The organism is Leptospira gomenensis, assembly GCF_004770155.1.
Taxonomy (GTDB): domain Bacteria; phylum Spirochaetota; class Leptospiria; order Leptospirales; family Leptospiraceae; genus Leptospira; species Leptospira gomenensis.
In genome coordinates this window covers 70,257-92,538 of the sequence record NZ_RQFA01000073.1, presented here as the reverse complement: position 1 = coordinate 92,538, position 22,282 = coordinate 70,257, and the positions used below count along the sequence as shown (strand labels likewise).

Here is a 22,282-nt window from a genome sequence, read left to right as displayed (position 1 = left end):
CGAGTTTTCCTCTAAAAGAAAATCCAGTTAGGAAATGAATCGCGCAGGAGGCGCCCCGTTGAAAAACCTCCGCCGGAAAAACGGGGTGTTCCTACTTTTCCCAATCACGGGCAATTCGTTTTGAGTTTCGTGGAAATGTTCAACTCAACCTCGGGCCAAAGTTTGGAAACGCCGTCTTTTCCTTTATGCAACTCTTTGCATACATGATTGAGCGCTTCTACTGCGGAAAGTGCCTTCCATTCTCCGAGGTTCAAAACCGCCTTTGCTTCGAGAACACTTCCTTCTTTGAGACTGAAATTTACGTCCAGGTTTTTTGTGATCCCGTTGAAGCTAAGTTGGATCGCTCCTTTCCCGCCGTTTTTGTCGGAATTCAATTCCACAGAAACGACTTTGCCTTCGATCGTTCCGTTTTTTTTCAGAGGATAGAAGAAGGAGCCTTTGATTTTCCCGTCGCGCTCCGGATTTCCGGATTGAATCGTATTCGGATCGATTCGGAATTTCATTCCGACAAACACTTTTTCTGGAGAAGAAGCCGGTTTCGTTCCAAACGTCGTAATCGTATCGAAACTACCTGCGACTCCGGTTTTCTCCGTAAACTTAAACGCCTTCCATTCGAATTTCGTGGAAGCGTGTTCATAGGAATACGTGCAAGTTTGGTTTTTATCGGAGCTCTGCGAAAATCCGGCGACAAAAGGAAGTAAGATCAAAGTATAGAATACAATGCTTCGTTTCATAGTCGTTCAGACTGGTCGAAACTCGGGTAAAGTCAAGGTTTTTGAAGGAAAATTCGAATTTGAAAGAATCGGAAATCATCCGTGCGCTCTATTCTACGGCGAACATTCAAACGGACGACTGTTATTTCGACGCCAAGGAAGGTCGGATCTACACGACCGATACGATCTGCGAAGGAACCCATTTTAGACTCGATTGGAGCGGCCCTTCCGAAATCGCCCGAAAACTCGTAGAGGTCAATGTTTCCGACATCGCGGCTGCGGGGGGAGTTCCTACAAAGGCCTTCTTCAACTTTGGACTCAGTCCATCCTGTTCCGGACAAGAATGGCTTTTGCCGTTCGCCGTCTCCCTCCAAAGCCGACTTTCCTCCTACGGAATTTTACTCTGCGGAGGAGACACATATCGCTCTCCAACCCTCAATCTTACGCTCACACTGGTCGGAACTGCGAACTCTCCCTGGAAACGTTCGGGCGGAAAAAAAGGAGAATATCTCTATCTTTCCGGCACCGTAGGACTTTCCCGGTTGGGTTACAAAATCCTCGGCCGATCGGTCGAAGTTCCGGAACCGATTCGAAACAAGGCATTGGAACGACATCTTACCCCGACGGCCAGACTCGAACTTGCGTCGGAATTACGTAAGAAGTTTAGAATTTCTGCATGTATGGATTTGACCGACGGTTTATTACAGGATCTTCCGAAACTTGCCGCTTCTTCCGAGGTCGGCCTGCGAATCGATCTGAAATCCGTACCTGTACCGAAAGACGTCTCTCCGTTTTTGCTCTTGGAAGAGGCCCTCGGCTCCGGAGAAGAATTGGAACTTCTCTTTTTGAGTCCCGACATCCTTCCGAACACGTTAGACGAAATTCCGATTACGAAAATCGGAGAGGCCGTTGATCGGGCTTCCGGAGTCATATTTTTGGAAGCGGGAGACGAACGTAGTTTTTCCGACCTGGGTTTCGAACACTTTTAGGCGAGCCGTCCGAACAAACTCTAAAAAATCGGATCTTTCGTTTTCGAACCTCGTATAGTCGCAGATCACGAAATCGGTTTTCTCGAAACGATCGTTTCGAGATTTTGCGGGAATCCCCGCAATAAGATCCGAATACGTGATACGTTAGTCGTCTTTAAAAAAACGTATTCTTTTCGATCGTTTACTTTTTGGTCCAGGCGACCAAGTTCCAGATCAAAGGCGCGCCGTGAAGATACAATCCCGGAAGCCAGATCGGAACCAAAAATACGTCGGGTTTACTGTAGGCGAAAAAACCCGCGTACGAAATCAGAGTTTCCACCGTTGTGCCCGCAATCGCAAGAAGAAGGGAAAAGACGACTAACGTTCTTTTTTCTCGGGCCGCGAAAATTCGAAATACCCAAACGATCGAATATGAGAACGCTAAAAAGTAAGGACGAGTGGAAAACAGCCCGCTCGCGAAATACGCCCCTCCGAACCAGAGAATTCCGTAAAAGAGGTTTCGAATTTCGAAATTCTCTTTTTCCTTTTTCAGCAGAACGGCACCGACATACATTAAGAAAGTTGCAAGAACGAATTGCGGAGCGACCCACCATGCCTGCCCCCAAGGCCCCTTGTGAAAGTATTTCAGTACGTCGAATTGAACGTGAATCTGATCGCAAGCCGCCAAGCCGATTCCTCCGAAAACGACCAGCAGAAGTATTTTTTTCGGATTCTGTATTAAGTTGAAAAGAGCCGATGACATGAGCGATTTCTCCGGGGAATTTTTCGTAAAGAAGGGCTGAGAAACACCCTGCTCCGTAGCGATCGTTACAGAAGATTACGGAAATGGCAATCTGTTTTCTTGCGCGGAAAGTGCGGGAACTCTCACGTTTTTCTTACGGAGCCTTCCGCGCGGGAAAGTGCGGGAACTCTCACGTTTTTCTCACGGAGCCTTCCGCGGGGGAAAATGTGGGAACTCTCACGCTTTCTCACGGAGCCTTCCGCGGGGAAAGTGCGGGAACTCTCACGTTTTTCTCACGGAGCCTTCCGCGGAGGAAAGTGCGGGAACTCTCACGTTTTTCTCACGGAGCCTTCCGCGGAGGAAAGTGCGGGAGCTCTCACGTTTTTCACACGGAGCCTTCCGCGGGGAAAGTGCGGGAACTACCGCGCCAGAGATCGGAGCGACGCGGAACGCGGTCCCGATCGAAGTACCAAGGACGAAGTTCCGACCCCCCAAAAAAAACATCCAAAAATCGGAGAAACATCGAGCGGACCGAAGCGAACGCGGAGTCGCGAAAGAGCTCGGTCCTGCGCACGTTTACAAACATTGGTCGGAACTACGAAAACAACTCGATCCGAAACGAAAAAACAATCCTAAAAAAGCCGAAACCATAACAGCACATACAAGCGCGCAGGAGGCGCAAAAATACCTCCGACGGAGGTACTTTTCTGTTAGGAAACTTTTTTCTTGCAGGAAGGGTTCGAATCGATTGAATTGTTCCATTCGAACTGAGAGGGAATAGATACATGAAGTTACTCAAATGGATCCTCGGGGTTGTGGCCGCATTGGCCCTATTTCTCGGGATCACCTTTTATGCGGGAACTCCTACCTACGAATACAAGCCGGTTTCACTCCACTCCGATTTTGACTCGTATTACCGTGACAAACTCAAACTAAGTGCCGAAAAAAAAGCGCGTCCGGCAAACGAAGAAAAACTGATCCGTTTTCTACCCGGACAAACGGATCTATCGATTATCTACATCCACGGTTTCGGCGCTTCGAGAGCGGAAGGAGAAGAAGTGACCGACAAACTCGCCAAAGATCTAAAGGCGAATCTTTACTACCTCCGTTTGCCCGGTCACGGAACGAACGTAGAAGATCACCGCGATACTACCTTCGACGTCATTCTCCAGGATGCGGAAACGGCATTTCTCGAATCGGAAAAACTCGGAAAAAAAACGATCCTCATCGGCACGAGCATGGGAGGTTTGATCGCCACATACCTCGCGTCCAAATATCCGGATAAAGTCCAAGCGTTGATCTTAGCTTCTCCCTTTTACGATTTTACGAATCCTTTCGGAAGTATTTATCAATTTTCCTGGGGCAAGGACTTCGCGCATCTTTTGATGGGGAAAATCCGTAAGTCAACGGAAGAGCAAAAACGGGATCCTGCGAGCGGGTTTTGGTATCGGGATCAATACCTCGCCGCCGTTCAAAATCTGTCCGATTTGCGGGAATTCATTTTAGGAACGGATCCTTTTTCCAAAATTTCCTCCCCCGTCCTCCTTTTGTATTTTTACAAAGACGAAAAGGAACAGGATTCTTCCGCTTCCGTCAAATCGATGTTAAACGCATTCGATCGAATCCAAAACAACGGAAAAGCGAGTCCTTTGAATAGGGCCGTAAAAGTGGAACTGGGAAATCACGTGCTTTTATCGAAATACATGAAAAGCGATAAAGAGCTGATTCTCAAAGAAACGGAATCCTTCCTCTCTCAGGTTTTCTCCCGAAAAAATTAAACGGAAATCTCCGTTTCTATCCTCGATCCCGCGACTTCGAATCGTAAAAAAGAAAGTTCGCGGGAACTTTAGAAAATTCTTATTTTCTTTTCTTTTTCGGAGCAGCCTTTTTTTTCACGGCCTTCCGTTTGGACGCGGTTCCCGCATTTTTTTTGGGAACGATTCCGATCTTTTTTTTAGGCGCAGTTCCCGAATTCGGTTTCGAAACCGGGACGTTAACGTACTTTTTCTTTTGCAACGTCTTCTTCTTTGCCGCGGCGGAGTTTTTTTTTCTGATTGTTTTGCGAGACGTTTCGGAGAATTTCTTTCCTACATTCGCCTTTGTATCCGCCTGCAAGACGCCGGAGGAAGCGAACACCAACGCCTTTTGCGCGAGTTCCAACCAATCCCCGGAAAACTCTTCGGGAATCTGAAGCCAATCCTTCATCGCCCGATTCATTCCCGAAGGATCGAACAATTTAGAACCGGGATAACGGGAAACCAAAGCGGAGATCGTCTCGGCGCCGAGTTTTAAAACCAACTGTCCTTCATAGGACGCGGCGAACGGCTTCCCGTTCAGATTTAAGGAATACAAACCGAACCACTTTCCTGAGGTCGTATCATTTTGTTTTGCGAGAAACGTTTCTTGAAGGATTTCGAATTCGGTCTTAGACATACATCAAAAAGAATTTAGCGACAACTCTTATCAAGAAATAATTTCCGATTTAATCGATCCAGACGTTTACCAGGCTTCCCGACTCGCTTTTCGGAAAGGTTTTTACATCCGCGCCTCGCACGAGAATCGTTTCTCCGTCGCTTCCTAAATCCCACAGAGAACCCCGTAAAAAAACGTTGATACCGTAACTCGCGCCGGAATCCGTCATTCTACCCGCGAGCGCGTATTTCAACCAAGCCTTCCCTTCCGTGATAACGCCGATATCTTTCGGATTTACGTCCTTAGGAGTTTCCGAGCCGTTGTATCCTTTCCAGATTCCGCTCATGGCTCCGTTAGGCGAAACGAAAGACGGAACCAAAACGTATTTTATATTCTGTTTTTTGAATGTTTTATAAACGCCGGGATACCAGGAATCTGCGCACACGAGAACGCCTATGTTTCCGACCGGGGTTTCTACTGCCTGTAAGGATTCGGGAGAAGCTCCCGAAACGAACGATTTCTCCTCTTCGATCGGATAAAGTTTATGAGGAGAATTTCCGGAAACGGTCCCATCCGCGAAAAATACGAACGAACCGTTCCGCAGTTCTCCCGTTCCGATCTTCAAAACTCCTTCGGTGACCGTCGGTTCGGGAAGTAGAATGGATCCTGCTACGATCGTGATTCCGTAACGTTTTGCAAGATTCGAAAATGTCCTCCGGTATATCGTTAACATCGTTTCGGCTTTCATCCTAAAAACCGCGTCCCGAATCTTATCCTTTCCTTTTGCAGAGACTAAGTTTCCCGTAAACGAACCCAAGTTGGAAAGCACCAAGGTCTGCATCGCTTCCTCGATCGAGGCCGAACGATATACGGAACTTTTTTCGTTTGCGACCACGAGCCAAGTTCCCAAATATTCGGGAAGAACCGCGACTGTCTTCGTGTCGAGCCAACCTTTTTCCTCCGCCTTTCGAAAATAAAATTCCAGTTTTTCCCGAAACGCGGTTTCGCTCGAGTAATCGGATGGAATCATCCAAGGCGAAATCCCCAATAGGTTTCCTTTTTTTTGATCCTTCCCTTCCGAGACGATCCGATCTAAACGGGTTTCCGAAATGGAATAAACGGAATTTCGATCCGATACGGACCAAAGGATATAAGACACGATCAATACGATCAGAGCAAAGAGCGAATAACGTTTCACGGAGTTCACCTCGCGTCCAAGGATCGCGGAAAATTATTTTCTTCAACACTTATTTCGCGAAAATAACGCGGATAAACCTCCCGCTCGAAAAATCATTTTTCGAAAGGAAGGTTTACGTTTCGCAAAAACCGGGAGGAACTCTCCCGGCTAACGTTCGATGTCTTCGATCAGAACGCGTCGTATTTTGCGCTATAGGTAAAGGTGGAATTTACGACTTCTTCTCCGATCGTACCGACTACGAGCACCGTTTCGGATACGGATATGGTCGCCTTTTCGATGTCCCCCATATTTTCGATGGAAACTTTCGAATTGGTTCTCGTAAACGTAAGATCAAAGGTAGGATAGGTAAAACCGTTCACGGTGTAGGAACTGGATCGAAGACGAGCCACTTGATTCATCGTAAATTTCGGATTCTGCAGAGTGGAATCGGGATCGACCGTGGTGGTTGATTCTCCGTCCATCAAGATAGTTCCGTTGATCGTCATATCGACGGAACTTGTGGTTCCCGTTCCGAGCACAGGCATAGTTCTCGAGCAGGAATTGTAGATCTGGTTTACGCCGTTATAAACTATGGTCGTCAAAGCGACGATTTCCACGTCTCCCTTGATTTCGAAAGTTCCTCCCTTTTTACACGGATAGGTTTGTTCCAAAAGCTGAAACGGAGACGAAACTCCCGAAGAAGTCAGAGCGCCTGCTCCACCGCCACCGCCTCCGCCGCCTCCGATCACGGACGCATAAATGCCGGAGATGCCGGGACTTTGCCCCTGGCCGGCAAGCGCGAGTAACGTCAAAGCGTCTTTAGAACCGTCTCCGGATTTAGAGCCGCACTGGATCGCTAAGATGATCAAACCCATTAGGGCCATTTTTTTTATATTCATTTCATCCTCCTGAAAATCGTTTTTAAATACGGAACGGATTCGAATCTGCGCCGCCGAAGATGTAAAAAAATCGATTTCGGAAAGGAAACGGCGCAAATGACGCGCGAAATTTCTCCATCAGGAAAGAAAAATGTGGGTGAAAACCGGGAATCTTACGTAGAGAGCGGATCGACTTTTTCAAAAAAGCAAAAAATCCGTTTTCCCCATTCCGGAATGAGAACGATTTCAATACTCAGAAACGCGGAAATTTCAGGAATCGGACGCGAGGAAGAAAAATTTAATTACATTAGTATTTTATAATTTTCTACTAATGAGAGGAATACTTAAGGGAGGATCGGTGGCTTTACATACGAACGCCGACAAAGGTGTGGAAATCAGGGAAACGAAGAAAATCTGGTCGGCGCATTCCTCCACCGCTTCTTTTTGATACATGTTTTTCTCGTCGATGCCTATGAGGTCAGGGGTGAGGATCGTGATTCCCAGGCCGACGACCGCGTTGGAGCGGATCGGCTCCGGTTGGGTCGAACCTATGAGATAAATCGTTTGGTTGAGTAGAAGTCGATCCGATATGATGGCTTTCGCTTCCGTTCCGGAAACCAATCCTTCGTTGACGTTTAAATAAGCGCAATGGTGGAAGTAAAAACTTCCACTCAAAAATAAAATGCGAGCGAAGATACCGCGAATTTCCATGTCCGAAACGTTCCGTTGGATTTATAATAGAATATACCGAAACGAGACGAAGCCGGACAAAATTTTCAAAAAAAGTTTCTCCGATTGCGGAAGCGGCGCTTTAGTTAACGGCAGTGATAGTCGTCGCAGTAGTAGCGGCAGTTTGTTTTAATACTTAGGCCAATCGATGGAATCGTCCTTGAACAAGGGACTAAATCCGAAGAATACGAGCTCGTCTTCTTCGAATTGAAAGATCGCGTTGAGTTTGTCGGAAAAAGCGGTCACCCCTGCGCTTTCCTCTTCGTCGTGATCGTGTTCTTCGTGATCCTCGTGGCTTTCGTCGTCTTCTTCCAAATCGTCGATTCCGTTTTGTGATAGAATGGCCCGGATCGTTTCGATGGATTCTCCGATGATCGGTTTTCCGTAAAGTCGGATCGAAGGATCGGAGCTAGTTATGGAATAGAGTTTTTTCTCCTCTTCGTGATCGAACTCATATTCGGTCTCGCGATCGAAATACTCATAGCCTGTGGAGAGGGAACCTTCGTAGTCGTAATCGTAAACTTCGTCGGGTTCTCCCAATTTCGCGGTCACGTCCTCCATGGACATTCCGAAGTATAGCCCGCCCAATCCTTTTCCGATTTCGATTTCCATTGTTCCTCCTTCGAATCCGTGGTCGTTGCCGATCTCCGTTTCCGATGAATTCACAAACTCTTGCGGTCGGTTCGTCTTGACAACCTCTTAAAACGGATTTTTATTTCGAAGGGTTCGTGATTCGTCTCTGGCTTCGCTCCGCGGGGAAAGTGCGGGAACTCTCACGTTTTTCTCAAGGAGCCTTCCGCGGAGGAAAGTGCGGGAACTCTCACGTTTTTCTCACGGAGCCTTCCGCGCGGGAAGTGTGGGAACTCTCACGTTTTTCTCACGGAGCCTTCCGCGGTGGAAGTGCGGGAACTACCGCGTTTTTCACACGGAGCCTTCCGCGTGGGGAAAGTGCGGGAACTACCGCGTTTTTCACACGGAGCCTTCCGCGGTGGAAGTGCGGGAACTACCGCGTTTTTCACACGGAGCCTTCCGCGGAGGAAAGTGCGGGAACTCTCACGTTTTTCTCACGGAGCCTTCCGCGGGGGAAAGTGCGGGAACTCCCACGTTTTTCTCACGGAGCCTTCCGCGTGAGGAAAGTGCGGGAACTACCGCGCCAGAGATCGGAGCGACGCGGAACGCGGTCCCGATCGAAGTACCAAGGACGAAGTTCCGACCCCCCCCAAAAAAAACATCCAAAAATCGGAGAAACATCGAGCGGACCGAAGCGAACGCGAAGTCGCGAAAGAGCTCGGTCCTGCGCACGTTTACAAACATTGGTCGGAACTACGAAAACAACTCGATCCGAAACGAAAAAACAATCCTAAAAAAGCCGAAACCATAACAGCACACACGCGCGCGCAGGAGGCGCAAAAATACCTCCGACGAAAACGTCTCTCTTCAATAACTCAAAGATTGACCGGCGCCGATCGCCAAAAGATTTCCCGGAACGAGCAACAACCACCCGAGGGCCACCATAAAAAAACAAACCACAACAACCGCGATAACGCCCACGCTCTTCGGCGCGGAATGATTCCGCGAAATTTCTCCCTCGTCACTGCTCATAAACGTAGCGATTCCGATTCTTAAATAATAATAGAGCGCCAATGCGGAGTTGGTGACACCTCCGATGAGGAGAATTCGATTCATCAACGAATCCGATTCCGCAAGTTTTTGAAAGAGAAACAGCTTCGCCCAAAATCCCCCGAAAGGAGGAACACCGGCCAAAGACATAAAGAAAATATTGATCGCGATCGCGGTCAACGGTTTGACACCGGACAAGGACTGAACCGCAAAAAAAGTGACCTGCCTCGTTCCCTCTTCGAGATACGCAAGAATCGCGAACGCTCCCAAACTCATGAACGAATAAACGATCAGATAAAACAGAACCTCTTCCCGAATCCCCGCGGAAATCCCGGCGACGATATAACCCGCGTGCGCGATCGAAGAATACGCGAGCATTCGTTTTAAATTTTCCTGTTTTAATGCGAGCAGGTTTCCGTAGATCATAGAGCATAACGCGAGTATGCCCGTGAGCCAAGCCCAAACGCTATCCTCCAATCGGATGGGAAGTTTCGTATACAATATAAGAAGAAGTCCCATGGACGCTGCCTTTGCCGCCGTAGCCATATATCCGGTAACCGGAGTCAGAGCGCCTTCATACGCATCGGGTGTCCAAGCGTGATACGGAAACAGAGCGATCTTAAACGATACTCCCGTTAGAAATAAAACCAAACCTATCTTGGCAAAATTCCCCTGATACCCCGCTACGGATAAAGGCTGCAAACAAGCGGACACATTCGTGGAACCGCTTCCTCCGAAAAGGAACGCGATCCCCATCAACATAAAACCGGACGAAAAACTACCGAGAAGAAAATACTTCAACGTCGCCTCGAGGGAAAAATGGTCGTTTTTCGAGATACCTACCAGGATATAAAGACAAAGGCTCATCAGTTCGAGAGCGGTAAATATGAGAATAAAATCCTGGGCGGCGGTCATGAGCATCATTCCCGACGTGGCGAACAACAACAGAGGATAAAATTCAGGAAATTCAATTTTATGATTTCTTAATATTCTCGGAGCTACGGCGGCCGTTCCGATCGCCATCGAAACATACAACAGGTTTAACCAGAAAGTCAGGAGCGAATTTTCGATCTGCCCGGCGAAATAAACCCCGTTCCCGGGAAATCGAAACGCAGTATAAAACACGGACGCGAACGCGATCAGTAGAATGAAACCGGAAACATACCGTACGATCAGGAAGTCCTTCGTCTTAAACAACACCGAAAAACAGATCACAACAACTCCGCCTCCGGCCAACAACAGAGCGGGCAGCACGGAAAATATATCGAGCAGATTCGGGATCATATTCATGGACGCGCCTCCTCGTCCTCTTCGGGTGCGACTTCCTTTCCTTTTCGGATCGATTCCGGAAGCGCGAACTTGCTCGGAGATCCCTTCAATCTTTCCTCGTAACGGTCGGGATCCTCTCCCAAAGTTTTATAGGAAGTGTATTTCCGTTCGAAAGGTCTTTCGCTCAGGTCCTTTTCCTTTTTTTCGCGATCTTGAATGACTCGCAACGAAGCCGAATTAAGCGCCACTTTCACCGAAGGTTTTAACACTTCTAAAAACGGCTTCGGATAAATTCCGATCCAAAAGATCATAATCACCGTAGGAACGAGAATCGCCCATTCCTTGACGCTCAGATCGTGAACCTCTACGAGATGTTTGGTCGGTTCTCCGAAGATCATCCGTTTTGCGAACAATAGAAGATAACCCGCTGCGAACACGACGCCGGTTGCGGCTAACGCGCCATAGACGAAGTTCGCCTTTAGACTTCCGAGAATGATCAAAAACTCCCCGATAAACCCGTTGGTTCCGGGAACGCCGAGGGACGAAAACACAGCGATTGCGAAAAACACGGAAAATACGGGAAGCAGTTTGGACAACCCGCCGGCTTTCGCGATTTCGTTGTTCCCGATCCGTTCATGCAACATTCCTAACATAAAGAAAAGCATTCCGGCCGTAAATCCGTGATTGATCATCTGAATCAAACCGCCCGCCATTCCTTCCTCGGTGAAACTCAAAATTCCCAACATACAAAAACTCATATGCGACAAAGAAGAGAACGCTACCACACGTTTGGAATTTTCCTGGGCCATCGCGATGACGGCTCCGTATAAAATTCCCGCGACGGCAAGTCCTCCGAGGAGTTCCCTGTATTCCAACATTTCTTCCGGAAAAATCGGGATCGCAAGACGAACGAATCCGTACAATCCGATCTTAAGAAGAATTCCGGAAAGATCCACCGAACCCACGGTCGGCGCTTGCGAGTGAACGTCGGGCATCCAAGTATGAACAGGAAACAAAGGCACCTTGATCGCAAAGGCCAACACGAACGCAAAAAACATAAACAGACGGATGTTTTTCGGAATTTCGGGCAAAACTCCGGTGGACAGTTCCTCGATGACGATGGTTCCCGTTTTAAAATACAATATTAGAATTCCCGCAAGCATCAACACGGAACCTGTGAACGAAAAGATCAGATATTTGATCGCTGCCTTAACGCGCTGATCCTCTCCCCAAATTCCCACCATCAAAACCATCGGCGAGACCATCGCTTCCCAAAAGATGTAAAACTGAACGAGATTCCCCGAAAGAAAAACCCCGTGGACGCTCATCTCGACGACCATTAGATAAACGTAAAATTCCCGGATTCGATTGGTGATGCTCGACCAGGTCGCGAGCGTGGAAAGAAAAAACAGCAAGGAAGACATTCCGCAGAGCAGCAAGCTGAATCCGTCCAGACCGACATGATAATCCACTCGTAAATTTCCGGACACGACCAGATCCCGGACTCGATCCACGAATTGAAGCGAAGCGTTCGAAGGATCGTAACGGAAATACAATCCTACCAGGATCAAAAACGGTACGAAGGTGAAAGCCCCGGCGACGAACCGCAGCCAAACGACACGATTCGACAGAAATAAAAACGGAACGCCTGCGAGCGGTAGAAATAAAAAAATGCTCAGTATAAACGGCGGGAATTCCAAGTTATAGCCCCCTCATTAGGAAAAAGGAAAGTATGACGATCGTCCCGAAAACGATCAGAATCGCGTAATCGACCACTACGCCCGTTTGAATCCTGCGCAACACGAGGGAGATTGCCACCGCAACCCGTCCCGTTCCACGCAACATGAAATCCAGGAAATTTCTTTCCACGTGATCCGCGAAAAATTTTCCCAATAACAGGATCGGTTCCACGATGAAATTTTTATAAAACTCGTCGATGTAATATTTTTTTGCAAGAATTCGTTGGATCCCGGTAAGGCTTTCTTCATCCCGGGGAATATTTCGGTTTCGTAGAAACACGACCCCCGCCGCGAAAATTCCCGCGACGCCGACCGAAACTCCGACCGCCAATAAAATCCATTCCGTCGATGGATCCGAAGACGCGTGCCCATCTAACGAGTGTTTGACGATCATCGAGGAAATTTCGGTTCCTCTTTGTAATACCGGCGCGAAGTAACGGGTAAGTACGTTCGACCCTCCGAAAAGGATATGCGGAACCTCCAAAAATCCAGTAACCGCTGCGCCGACCGCCAGAATAACGAGCGGAATAGTCATCACCGCAGGGGATTCGTGGAGATGAGAAGCCTTGGATCCTTCCACGCGGGAACTCCCGTAAAACGTAAGATAAACGGTGCGGAACATATAAAACGCGGTCAATAGCGCGGTCAATAACCCGATTCCGTAAAACAAGGTTCCATACGCATACGTTTTTTCTAATATTAGATCTTTTGAAAAGAATCCGCTAAAGGGGGGAATTCCGGAAATAGCGAGGGAACCGATTACGAACGTAACCCAAGTGATCCTCATATGATTTTTAAGACCGCCCATGTTGCGAAGGTCCTGTTCGTGATGAAGCGCGTGGATCACCGAACCGGATCCCAAAAACAAAAGCGCCTTAAAGAACGCGTGTGTCATCAGATGAAACAAGCCGGCCACGTATGCACCCGTTCCCATGGCGACGAACATATATCCGAGTTGGGAAACCGTGGAATAAGCCAAGACCTTTTTGATGTCGTTTTGAAAAAGCCCGATCGTCGCGGCGAATAACGCGGTCACCGATCCCACGACCGCGATCCAGTGACCTACTTGCGGCGCGGATAAAAAGATGGGATTGAGTCTTGCGATCAGAAAAATTCCAGCGGTTACCATCGTTGCCGCGTGAATCAAAGCGGAAACGGGAGTAGGACCCGCCATCGCGTCCGGAAGCCAAACGTGCAACGGCAATTGCGCCGATTTTCCCATGGCTCCGATGAAAAAACAAAACGCCGCCAAAGGTAAAACGTAACGGAACGTGGGAGTTTCCGGAATCGCCTCGGTGATTTCCACGAAAGAAACCGAACCAGTATACCAGAACACGAGTGCGATTCCCAAGAGCATCCCCAAATCCCCGATCCGATTCGTGATAAACGCCTTCATCCCCGCGTCGGCCGCCGAATCCTTATGATAGTCGAAACCGATCAAAAGATACGAACAAAGACCCACTCCCTCCCATCCGAGAAAAAGGAGAATTAGATTTTCTGCAAGTACCAGATTGAGCATGGAAAAGACGAACAGGTTGAGATACGCAAAGTAACGCGCATAACCGGGATCGCCTTTCATATATGCGATGCTGTATAGATGAATCAAAGAACCGATTCCGGTAATGATCAAAATCATATAAAGCGAAAGTTGATCCACTTGATACGCGATCGAAATCTGGATTCCCCCCGCGGAAATCCAAGGAAACACTGTCACGATCTCAGGAACGGAACGTTCCATAGGATGGAACGCAGCCAAAGAAACGACCGCCAAAAGGAAAGAAAGAAACACCGCCCCCGTGGAGACGAATCCCGCCGCGGATTTCAGCCTGTTACCGAAAATCCCGGAAATTAAAAATCCCGCCAAGGGAAGAGCGACTAACGCAGGTATTAACGAAGAGAATTCCATTCTTTCTACCATTTCATCAGATTCATTTCGTCAACGTAGCTCGTTTTTTTGAGCCGATGGATTGCGATCACGATCGCAAGTCCGATCGCGGCTTCGGCGGCGGCGATCGCCATTACGAAAAAAACCGCGACTTCCCCGTCCACTTGATGAAGTGCTTTGGAGAAGGTGACAAAGACGAGATTGACCGAGTTCAGGATGAGTTCGATGGACATAAAGATAAGGACTGCGCTTCTTCGAATCATCACTCCGGCCACGCCGATCGCAAAGATGATCATCGCCAAAATAAGGAAATATTCCACCGGAATCCCGGAGATCCAAAGATTCATAGTGCGCCTCCGTTTTCGTTTTTACCGGGATTTTTTTTACCGAGCACGACCACACCGAGGACGGCCGTAAGTAAAAGGACAGAGATCAGCTCGAAAGGGAGGAGATACCGCAAAAACATCGCACTTCCAACGACCGCGGTGTTTCCGCTAACGTGAACCGGATCCGGATTCGTCGAACCTTCTGCCGAAACGTTCGGAATCGTCGCGCGTTCCGCCGGATTCGAACCGGATTCTTTGACTCCTTTTTGATTCTTAACGATCTCGTATTTCGAAATTCGAAAGGAATAACCGGCGAATTCCCCGTCCTTCGTTTGAGCGTAACCGACGGAGGCGGCGGTTCTGGAAGGAATTCCGTCTTGAACCGCCGTGACCAGGAGCACCCCCAGGAAAGCGACCAAGGATAAATATAAGAATTTCTTAATAGGTTTTTCGAAGAAAAATAGTCTTTGTGTTTCGTCACGAAGAGACAACAACATAAGTACGAACACGACCAGAACCATGATCGCTCCCGCGTAAACCAGGATCTGCATCGTGGCGATAAAAATCGCGTTCATCACCGCGTAAATCGCGGCCAACGAAAAAAAACTCAATACGAGCAAAACCGCGGCCGAGATGGCGTTCGGATGAAAGATCACCCCCAACGAACTGAGCACCATAACCGAGGCGAATAGAAAAAACAAAAGCAGTTGAGGTTGGTCTGTAAATGGCATATTTGTTATATTCTTAAAATTGTATATAGATGCTTGCGATCAGAATGTTCAGAATCGCCCAGGGAATGAGCTTTTTCCAGCCCAAAGACATGAGTTGGTCGTAACGAAAACGGGGCAGCGTCCACCTGACCCAAAGAAACAGGAACGTAAAAAACAGAACTTTCCCCAAAAAGAACGCGAGTCCGAGCAAGGGTTGTAAAACGTTCCCCTCGAGAATTCCGAACGGAACCTGATAACCTCCGAAAAACAAAAGTGTGACCACACAACTCATCGTGATCATGTTCATGTATTCGGCGATAAAAAAGAGCGCGAACTTAAAGGCCCCGTATTCGGTGTGAAATCCTACGACGAGTTCGGATTCCGCCTCGGCCAAATCGAAAGGAAGACGGTTGGTTTCGGCGAACATCGCCACAACGAATAAACAGAACGCGATAAATCCGGGAAGTTTGAAAACGTTCCAAAGTCCGGCTTGCGAAGCGCTGATATCGGTGAGTTTGAGCGATCCGGTAAGGATTACGATCGATACAACGCTCATGCCCAGAGGTAGTTCGTAACTGATCATCTGCGCCGTGGAACGAATGGCGCCTAACAACGAATATTTGTTATTACTCGCCCAACCCGCGATGATGATTCCGTAAACCGCAAGAGAAGAGATCGCGAACAGAAAGAGAATTCCCGTATCCGGATTGGCGATCTGCAGATCCAAAACTCCGAGACCGGTGGCCTCCTGTAACCAGGAAGGAAGAGGAATCTGTCCACCGAAAGGGACGATAGACCAAGCCATGATCGCACAGGTCATCGAAATCGCGGGAGCGATCAGATACATGACCTTATTGACCTGCGTAGGAAACACTTCCTCTTTGGTTAAGAATTTAATTCCATCCGCAAGAGGTTGTAACAAACCCCAGAACCCGGCGCGGTTCGGACCTTTACGGTCCTGGATAAAACCCGCGACCTTTCTTTCCGCGAGAGTATAATACGCGCAGGCCGTGATCAGGATAAAAAAGAAAAGGCCGCTCTTTAAAAGCCAAAATAGAATCTCGTTCCAATTCATGGAGTCGCCTTTCCTCCCGCAGGGGATTCGGTAACGATCAGATCCTCTTTTCTTCTACGAGGATGATCGGGAGCCGCAGGTTTGTCTTTTAATCTTGCGTCGAACTCGGAACGAAACTTCTGCAAGGCGGGACGTACCGCTCCCACACAAGCGTCGGACAAAGGACAAATCGTGGTTCCGCCTTCCATATTTCTGGATAAGGAAAGAATGAGATCGATATCCTGGACCGTTCCTTCCCCTTCCCGAATTTTATGGAGTAGATCCGCGACCCAGTGTGTGCCTTCTCTACAAGGAGTACACTGACCGCAGGATTCGTGTGCGTAAAATCTCGCGAATCGATACGTGGTTTCCACGATGTCGGTTCCTTCCGCAAGAACGATCACCGCGCCGGAGCCCAACATCGTTTTGTGCGCGGCCATGGATTCGAAATCCATAGTAGCGGTTTTGCATTCTTCCGCGGTGAGAATCGGAACCGAGGATCCGCCCGGAATGACCGCTTTTAGCGGTTTGTCGTCAACGATTCCACCGCAAAGATCATTCACAAGTTCTAATAAAGGAGTTCCTAATTCGATTTCGTACACGCCGGGTCTTTTTACGTGGCCCGATACGCTGAAAAGTCTCGTTCCGGGAGATTTTTCGGTTCCGATTTTGGAATACCAATCCGCGCCTTTGTCCATGATATGAGGAATCGCGGAAAACGTTTCCACGTTGTTGACCACGGTCGGTGAACGATACAAACCCGATACTGCGGGGAAAGGAGGTTTTAATCTTGGATGACCTCTTCTGCCTTCGAGAGAATTGATGAGCGCGGTTTCTTCTCCGCAGATATACGCGCCCGCACCTTCATAAAGAATGAGATCGAAGTCGAAACCGCTATCCAGGATATTTTTTCCCAAATATCCTTTTGCATACGCCTCGTCGATCGCGTTCTGCATGGCTTTGGCACCCTTTTGAAATTCGCCTCGAATATAAAAAAAACCTTTGTTGGATCCGATCGCTTTCGCTCCGATGATCATCCCTTCTATGATCTGATGCGGAAGGTTTTCAATCAGTTTACGATCTTTGAATGTTCCAGGCTCACCTTCGTCTGCGTTGCAGATGATATATTTCGGTTTTGGAATGTCTTTCGGGATAAAGGACCATTTGAGACCGGTGGGAAAACCCGCGCCTCCCCGCCCTCTGAGACCCGATTTTTTGACCTCGGCGACGATATCGTCCGGCTTCATCGCAAGCGCCTTTTTCATTCCTTCGTATCCGTGCACCGATTCGTAAAACTCGAGTTTGGCGGACTGAGGATTGTCTATGTATTTCGTGAGAAGTTTCATTTCTGCCATAAGGAGTTCCTTCGTCAGTTCAGGCTGTCCAAGATCTGATCCACTTTTTCGGGAGTCAGATGTTCGTAAAAATCGTCGTTGATCTGCACCATGGGAGCGTATCCGCAGGCCCCTAAACATTCCACTTCTTCCAAAGTGAACTTACGATCGGGAGTGGTTTGACCGGTATGGATTCCGAGCCGGTTGCAGATATGTTCCTCGATCTCGTCGCTTCCGCGAAGATAACAACTGGAAGTTCCGCAGATTTGGATATGATATTTACCCACCGGTTTTTTGTTGTAGAGGGTGTAAAACGTGGCGACTCCGTAAACTTGCGCGAGCGAAATCGGATCTCCCAATCTTTCGGCGATGTAATTCATACCGTCCTGATCCACAAATCCGTTTTCTCTCTGAAGAATGTAAAGGCAAGGAAGGATCAAGGAACGTTTGTCCGGAAACGCCTCAAGCATTCTTTGGAATCTTTTTTCCGCGGCTTCGCTGAACTTATACATCAACAATCCAACTCCCCCGCGATCACGTTTAAGGAACTCATCGTCGCGACTGAATCCGCAAGAAGTCCTCCCCGGACCAATTCGGCAAAGGATTGATAATACCAAAAACAAGGACGTCTAACGTGAACCCTCCAAGGCGACTTTTCTCCTTCGGAAACGATATAATATCCGAGTTCTCCGTTGGCGGCCTCGGTCCCCATATAATATTCTCCCGGAGGAACCTTTACTCCGTGCATGATGATTTTGAAGTGATAGATCAACTCTTCCATGTTGTTGTAGACTTTTTTCTTTTCGGGAAGATAAGCGTGAGGAAGATCCGCGTGCCAAGGACCTTCGGGAATTCCGTCTACGAGTTGTTCGATGATACGAATGGACTGACGCATCTCCTCCATTCTCACAAGAGAACGATGAAGCACGCTTCCGTCTTCGCCGACGGGAACGTCGAAGTCCACCTTATCATACAACATATACGGTTCATCCTTACGAACGTCCCAATCCACTCCCGCCGCGCGGAGATTGGGTCCGGTGTATCCGTATGCGATCGCGTTTTCCGCGGAGATTCCGCCGATACCTTCGGTGCGTCCGAGAAAAATTTTATTCTTTAAAAGAAGATCGTTGAATTCTTCGATCGCGGGTTTCAATCCCTTGCAGACCAATTTGACTTCCTTTACGAAATCCGGATAGATATCACGTTCCAGTCCTCCGATCCTGCAGAAGGTGGTCGTCAATCTGGCTCCGGTCAATTTTTCTATGACCTGATAGATATTTTCCCTATGATGAAAAAGATGCAGAAGTCCGGAAAACGCTCCCAAGTCCACGCCTAAAATACCGGTGCAGATGATATGATCGATGATTCTGGAAAGTTCGGAAATGATCATCCGAACGTAGGTAACCCGATCGGGAACTTCCACCTGCATCATCTTTTCCACGGCGAGAATCCAACCGATATTGTTCAGCGGAGTGGAAACGTAGTTCATACGATCGGTGCAGACCAAAAACTGATTGTACGTATAACGTTCCCCTAATTTTTCAAAACAACGATGCACATATCCGATTACGGACTCGGCTTCCACGATTCTTTCTCCGTCGATTTGAATCACGTTTTGGAGAATTCCGTGTGTCGCGGGATGGGAAGGACCGAGGTTTACGAGAAGATGACCTTCGGGAAGATTCTTATATTTCTGTTCGAAGTGTTCGGCCGTTTTTTCGTACATACTTCTACTTTCCTCCTTCCTGGACGATGTCTTCGTTCACGTGAATATGAAGCAGATCCTCGATGAGATAATCCTGACCGAAACCTTCCAGCGGAAAATCCTTCCGCAACGGATGTCCTTGAAAGTTGTCGGGCATCAGAATCCGATCCAGATTGGGATGACCGATAAAGGAAATTCCGAAAAGATCGTAAACCTCGCGTTCGGGCCAGTCGGCTCCTTTGAACACGTTAGTCACGCTTGGAACCGCTTCTCCTTCTTCGAGTCGAACCTTGATCCGGATCCGGCTCGAAGACTTGTTCGCAGACCGGAGCAGATAATTGACTTCGAACCTGGGCTCTTTTTTTCCGAGCCAATCCACCGCGGTTAAGTCGTTTAGAAAATTATAATGAAGAGTGGGATCGTTTTTCAAAGCAGTCAACACGGGCACGACCCCTTCGGCTTTAATATAGATCACCGGGACGTTGGAGACCGTCTCTTCCGGCGCATCCAAAAAGTGGGAAAATTTTTCTTTGAGAAACCGTTCTACTTCTTCTTTCATCGTACGACCAGGGGTTTATTTCTTTCGTTTAATTCCTGGATCTTTTGCATCACTTCCTGACGTCTCGCTTCCAAACCCTGGGTTTTGAGTTTTTCCTGGAGTTTGACGAGCGCGTCCAAAATCGCTTCCGGTCTCGGCGGGCAGCCCGGTACATACACGTCCACGGGAAGAATCCGGTCCACACCCTGCAACACTCCGTAGGTGTGAAACATTCCCCCGGAAGAAGCACAGGCTCCGACGCTGATTACGAATTTAGGCTCGGCCATCTGATCGTAAATTTGTCGGAGGACCGGAGCCATCTTGTAGGTAATGGTTCCCAATACGAGAATCATATCCGCCTGACGAGGGGAAAACGAAGGTCGTTCGGCTCCGAAGCGGGCGATGTCGTAGTCGGAACAAGCCGTGCTCATGTATTCGATTCCGCAACAAGCGGTCGCAAACGGATACGGCCAAAGGGAATGGCTCCGCCCCCATTGGATCACGGATTCCACGCTTCCCAGTTGAACCATATCTCCCAAGGCTTGGCCCGGAGTTCTATTCAAATCGCTCAATCCCATTCCAGCGCTCCTTTCTTCCAGATATAGTATAAACCCACGACCAAGGTCAGGACAAACACAAACATCTCGAAGACGAGAAAAAGACCGATTCCGGCGTTTTTGAATCCGATCAGATTGACCGCATAGGGAAACAAAAAGACGGCTTCGATATCGAAGAGAATAAAAAGCACCGCGACCAAATAAAATTTGATGTTGAAGAGCCCTCTCGCGTCCCCATAGTACTGAACCCCGCATTCGAATGCGTCTTGCGGCTTCGACTTTTTCTTAGGACCGATGAGTATGGCAAGGGTAAGAATCAGAGCGGAGAATCCGACTCCGAGTAAGAACTGAATTAATAAGGGGCCAAGATGCTCGGGAGCGCTGTCCATAGCTCCTATTAGACTCCGTTCCGCACATAGCCTGTCAACCTGAAATTCGAACGAAAGAGGCTTCAGGATCGAGTTCCGACTGAGAAGATCTCTCAATAAAACGACCTCCACGACGGGAGAATGTATCTCGATCCGCTTTGTGACATTTCAGAAATTTCTAATTCAACGAGGTCGCTCGAACATACCTCGAACGAGACGTCGAGAACCTTTCTTTCCTTCCGCTCAAAACAAAAATGTAAGAATCATCCGGACGACTTCGAATCGGTTCGCACAAGAAACTATTCCATTTTGGGATATTCGATTTTTGTTTCAAAATTAGAAATCGATCCGCGAAAAAACGGATGGACAAAAGGAAGCACTGACTTCTCTTGGAATCGAGCCGTGAGGGGAAGCGAATTGCTATCGGTCTGTGTTAAAAATTACTTTTCCCTGAAAACGAATCCTTCGTCTCGTTTTTCTTCTCCGCGGATTTGGATCTTTTTTCTTTTTCTGTTTTTCGTTTTTACGGATTGTTCCACTTCCAAAAATACGATCTTAGGAACCGTCTTCGTACGCAGAGGATTCACTCCTCAAAAAAAATCCAAACACGTAGTCTTTCCGGTGCAAGTGCGTTCCGGTTGGTTAATGAAAGAACAAAGTGCGGACCAGAAAAAGTTCGTCGAATCCAGAAGTTTCGAAAAACTGGAATTGGCGATTCTCAATTACGGAGGAAATATCCAGGAAAAATACAATGCGGAAAGGCAGTTCCGTAACGTATTAGAGACCGAAAAAAACTTCACCGAAGAAACAGGGATCAAGATCGCCAAACAACTCAAAGGCGAAGTGGCCGTGTTCACGGAAATGACGGATTACGGAACGGCATCGGGGAATTCCATTCTCGAATTGACCGTCAAGGCGATGGACGTGGACAGCGGATCGATTCTTTGGAAAGGAATCTTTTCGGGAAAAGCGTTCGGTCATCAAGACAACATCGACTTATCCATTCTGGAATCCGAGATATTCGAACAGCTGACAAACAGATTGATACAAAAAACGGAGTAAAAGGAGAATGTCATGGCAAAGGTAGTATTATCCAGCTTTGCGGAACTCGAGGCGTATACGGGTAAGGAAATCGGTGTTTCCGAGTATCATACGATTTCCCAGGAACAGGTGAACAAATTCGCGGAAGCGACCTTGGATCATCAGTGGATCCATACGGATCCGGCGAGAGCCGCCAAGGAATCCCCGTTCGGAGGAACCATCGCGCACGGATATCTTACTTTATCCATGGCTCCCTATCTACTTTCACAAATATTAGAATTAAAGAATATTAAAATGGGGATAAATTACGGGATGGAGAAACTCCGGTTTCTGGAACCCGTAAAGGTAGGAAGCAAATTGAGACTGAAAGCGGAACTGATCGAGTTAAAGGACTTGAGAGGAACCGCACGGATGACCCTAAAAATGACCTTCGAAACCGAAGGTTCCGCAAAAGCGGCCGCAATCGGAGAGGTTATCTACCTGTATCAATTTGCCTGATTAAAAAATTCTTTTTAAA

The 22,282-nt window shown here is 48.1% G+C and carries 23 protein-coding genes; 4 read left to right on the top strand and 19 right to left on the bottom strand.

The window, feature by feature from the left end; translation table 11 throughout:
- Positions 1–104 precede the first annotated feature (104 nt).
- Entirely contained in the window at positions 105–734 is a 630-nt protein-coding gene (locus EHQ17_RS16720) for a YceI family protein (RefSeq protein ID WP_135590294.1), read from the bottom strand.
- A 41-nt stretch (positions 735–775) separates the two neighbouring features.
- Here EHQ17_RS16720 and thiL point away from each other — a divergent pair, with 41 nt between their 5' ends.
- Positions 776–1,702 (top strand): thiamine-phosphate kinase, encoded by a 927-nt coding sequence (gene thiL, locus EHQ17_RS16715; RefSeq protein WP_167881243.1) that lies wholly within the window; start codon positions 776–778, stop codon positions 1,700–1,702.
- 181 nt (positions 1,703–1,883) lie between these two features.
- On the opposite strand, the gene EHQ17_RS16710 is transcribed toward thiL, so the two are convergent.
- Positions 1,884–2,444: a DUF2878 family protein gene (locus EHQ17_RS16710; protein WP_135590292.1), complete on the bottom strand. Its 561-nt coding sequence runs from the start codon at positions 2,442–2,444 to the stop codon at positions 1,884–1,886.
- A gap of 764 nt (positions 2,445–3,208) precedes the next feature.
- Between EHQ17_RS16710 and EHQ17_RS16705 the strand changes: the two genes are divergently transcribed.
- Positions 3,209–4,201 carry an alpha/beta hydrolase gene (locus tag EHQ17_RS16705; RefSeq protein ID WP_135589889.1) on the top strand — a complete coding sequence of 331 codons (993 nt, stop codon included), beginning with the start codon at positions 3,209–3,211 and terminating at the stop codon, positions 4,199–4,201.
- 79 nt (positions 4,202–4,280) lie between these two features.
- Here the strand turns inward: EHQ17_RS16705 and EHQ17_RS16700 are convergent, their stop codons facing one another.
- The 17 genes from EHQ17_RS16700 to EHQ17_RS16620 form a co-directional block, all read right to left on the bottom strand.
- The gene (locus EHQ17_RS16700) at positions 4,281–4,856 is read right to left on the bottom strand and encodes a DUF773 domain-containing protein (RefSeq protein WP_135589890.1); all 576 of its coding nucleotides are present in this window, start codon (positions 4,854–4,856) and stop codon (positions 4,281–4,283) included.
- A 49-nt stretch (positions 4,857–4,905) separates the two neighbouring features.
- Positions 4,906–6,042, bottom strand: coding sequence for a nitrilase-related carbon-nitrogen hydrolase (locus tag EHQ17_RS16695; protein ID WP_135589891.1), 1,137 nt, complete (start codon positions 6,040–6,042; stop codon positions 4,906–4,908).
- 158 nt (positions 6,043–6,200) lie between these two features.
- On the bottom strand, positions 6,201–6,911 hold the full coding sequence (gene srp, locus EHQ17_RS16690; protein ID WP_135589892.1) for a sigma factor SigX-regulated lipoprotein: 711 nt from the start codon (positions 6,909–6,911) through the stop codon (positions 6,201–6,203).
- Positions 6,912–7,205: 294 nt separating this feature from the next.
- Complete coding sequence (locus EHQ17_RS16685; RefSeq protein WP_135589893.1) at positions 7,206–7,601, bottom strand: TIGR04452 family lipoprotein; 396 nt, start codon at positions 7,599–7,601, stop codon at positions 7,206–7,208.
- 147 nt (positions 7,602–7,748) lie between these two features.
- Positions 7,749–8,231, bottom strand: coding sequence for a hypothetical protein (locus tag EHQ17_RS16680; RefSeq protein WP_135589894.1), 483 nt, complete (start codon positions 8,229–8,231; stop codon positions 7,749–7,751).
- A gap of 825 nt (positions 8,232–9,056) precedes the next feature.
- On the bottom strand, positions 9,057–10,529 hold the full coding sequence (locus tag EHQ17_RS16675) for an NADH-quinone oxidoreductase subunit N (protein ID WP_135589895.1): 1,473 nt from the start codon (positions 10,527–10,529) through the stop codon (positions 9,057–9,059).
- On the bottom strand, positions 10,526–12,208 hold the full coding sequence (locus tag EHQ17_RS16670; protein WP_135589896.1) for an NADH-quinone oxidoreductase subunit M: 1,683 nt from the start codon (positions 12,206–12,208) through the stop codon (positions 10,526–10,528). Before EHQ17_RS16670 ends, EHQ17_RS16675 begins: the two co-directional genes overlap by 4 nt.
- Position 12,209: 1 nt before the next feature.
- Positions 12,210–14,153, bottom strand: a complete 1,944-nt coding sequence (nuoL, locus tag EHQ17_RS16665) for an NADH-quinone oxidoreductase subunit L (RefSeq protein WP_167881244.1) — start codon at positions 14,151–14,153, stop codon at positions 12,210–12,212.
- 5 nt (positions 14,154–14,158) lie between these two features.
- Positions 14,159–14,479: an NADH-quinone oxidoreductase subunit NuoK gene (gene nuoK / locus EHQ17_RS16660; RefSeq protein ID WP_135589898.1), complete on the bottom strand. Its 321-nt coding sequence runs from the start codon at positions 14,477–14,479 to the stop codon at positions 14,159–14,161.
- Positions 14,476–15,189, bottom strand: coding sequence for an NADH-quinone oxidoreductase subunit J family protein (locus EHQ17_RS16655; RefSeq protein WP_135589899.1), 714 nt, complete (start codon positions 15,187–15,189; stop codon positions 14,476–14,478). Before EHQ17_RS16655 ends, nuoK begins: the two co-directional genes overlap by 4 nt.
- A gap of 13 nt (positions 15,190–15,202) precedes the next feature.
- Entirely contained in the window at positions 15,203–16,243 is a 1,041-nt protein-coding gene (gene nuoH / locus EHQ17_RS16650) for an NADH-quinone oxidoreductase subunit NuoH (protein ID WP_135589900.1), read from the bottom strand.
- A complete protein-coding gene (gene nuoF / locus EHQ17_RS16645) occupies positions 16,240–17,577 on the bottom strand; it encodes an NADH-quinone oxidoreductase subunit NuoF (protein ID WP_135589901.1) in 1,338 nt (445 codons plus the stop codon). The genes nuoH and nuoF overlap by 4 nt, the downstream gene beginning before the upstream one ends.
- A 14-nt stretch (positions 17,578–17,591) precedes the next feature.
- On the bottom strand, positions 17,592–18,071 hold the full coding sequence (nuoE, locus tag EHQ17_RS16640; RefSeq protein ID WP_135589965.1) for an NADH-quinone oxidoreductase subunit NuoE: 480 nt from the start codon (positions 18,069–18,071) through the stop codon (positions 17,592–17,594).
- Entirely contained in the window at positions 18,068–19,282 is a 1,215-nt protein-coding gene (locus EHQ17_RS16635) for an NADH-quinone oxidoreductase subunit D (RefSeq protein WP_135589902.1), read from the bottom strand. The genes nuoE and EHQ17_RS16635 overlap by 4 nt, the downstream gene beginning before the upstream one ends.
- Positions 19,283–19,286: 4 nt before the next feature.
- Positions 19,287–19,820 (bottom strand): NADH-quinone oxidoreductase subunit C, encoded by a 534-nt coding sequence (locus EHQ17_RS16630; protein ID WP_135589903.1) that lies wholly within the window; start codon positions 19,818–19,820, stop codon positions 19,287–19,289.
- On the bottom strand, positions 19,817–20,377 hold the full coding sequence (locus EHQ17_RS16625; RefSeq protein WP_135589904.1) for an NADH-quinone oxidoreductase subunit B: 561 nt from the start codon (positions 20,375–20,377) through the stop codon (positions 19,817–19,819). Before EHQ17_RS16625 ends, EHQ17_RS16630 begins: the two co-directional genes overlap by 4 nt.
- Positions 20,368–20,745, bottom strand: coding sequence for an NADH-quinone oxidoreductase subunit A (locus EHQ17_RS16620; protein ID WP_135589905.1), 378 nt, complete (start codon positions 20,743–20,745; stop codon positions 20,368–20,370). The genes EHQ17_RS16625 and EHQ17_RS16620 overlap by 10 nt, the downstream gene beginning before the upstream one ends.
- A gap of 381 nt (positions 20,746–21,126) precedes the next feature.
- Here EHQ17_RS16620 and EHQ17_RS16615 point away from each other — a divergent pair, with 381 nt between their 5' ends.
- A complete protein-coding gene (locus EHQ17_RS16615) occupies positions 21,127–21,786 on the top strand; it encodes a hypothetical protein (protein ID WP_425460721.1) in 660 nt (219 codons plus the stop codon).
- A gap of 12 nt (positions 21,787–21,798) precedes the next feature.
- Entirely contained in the window at positions 21,799–22,263 is a 465-nt protein-coding gene (locus EHQ17_RS16610) for a MaoC family dehydratase (RefSeq protein WP_135589906.1), read from the top strand.
- The last annotated feature ends 19 nt before the right edge of the window (positions 22,264–22,282 follow it).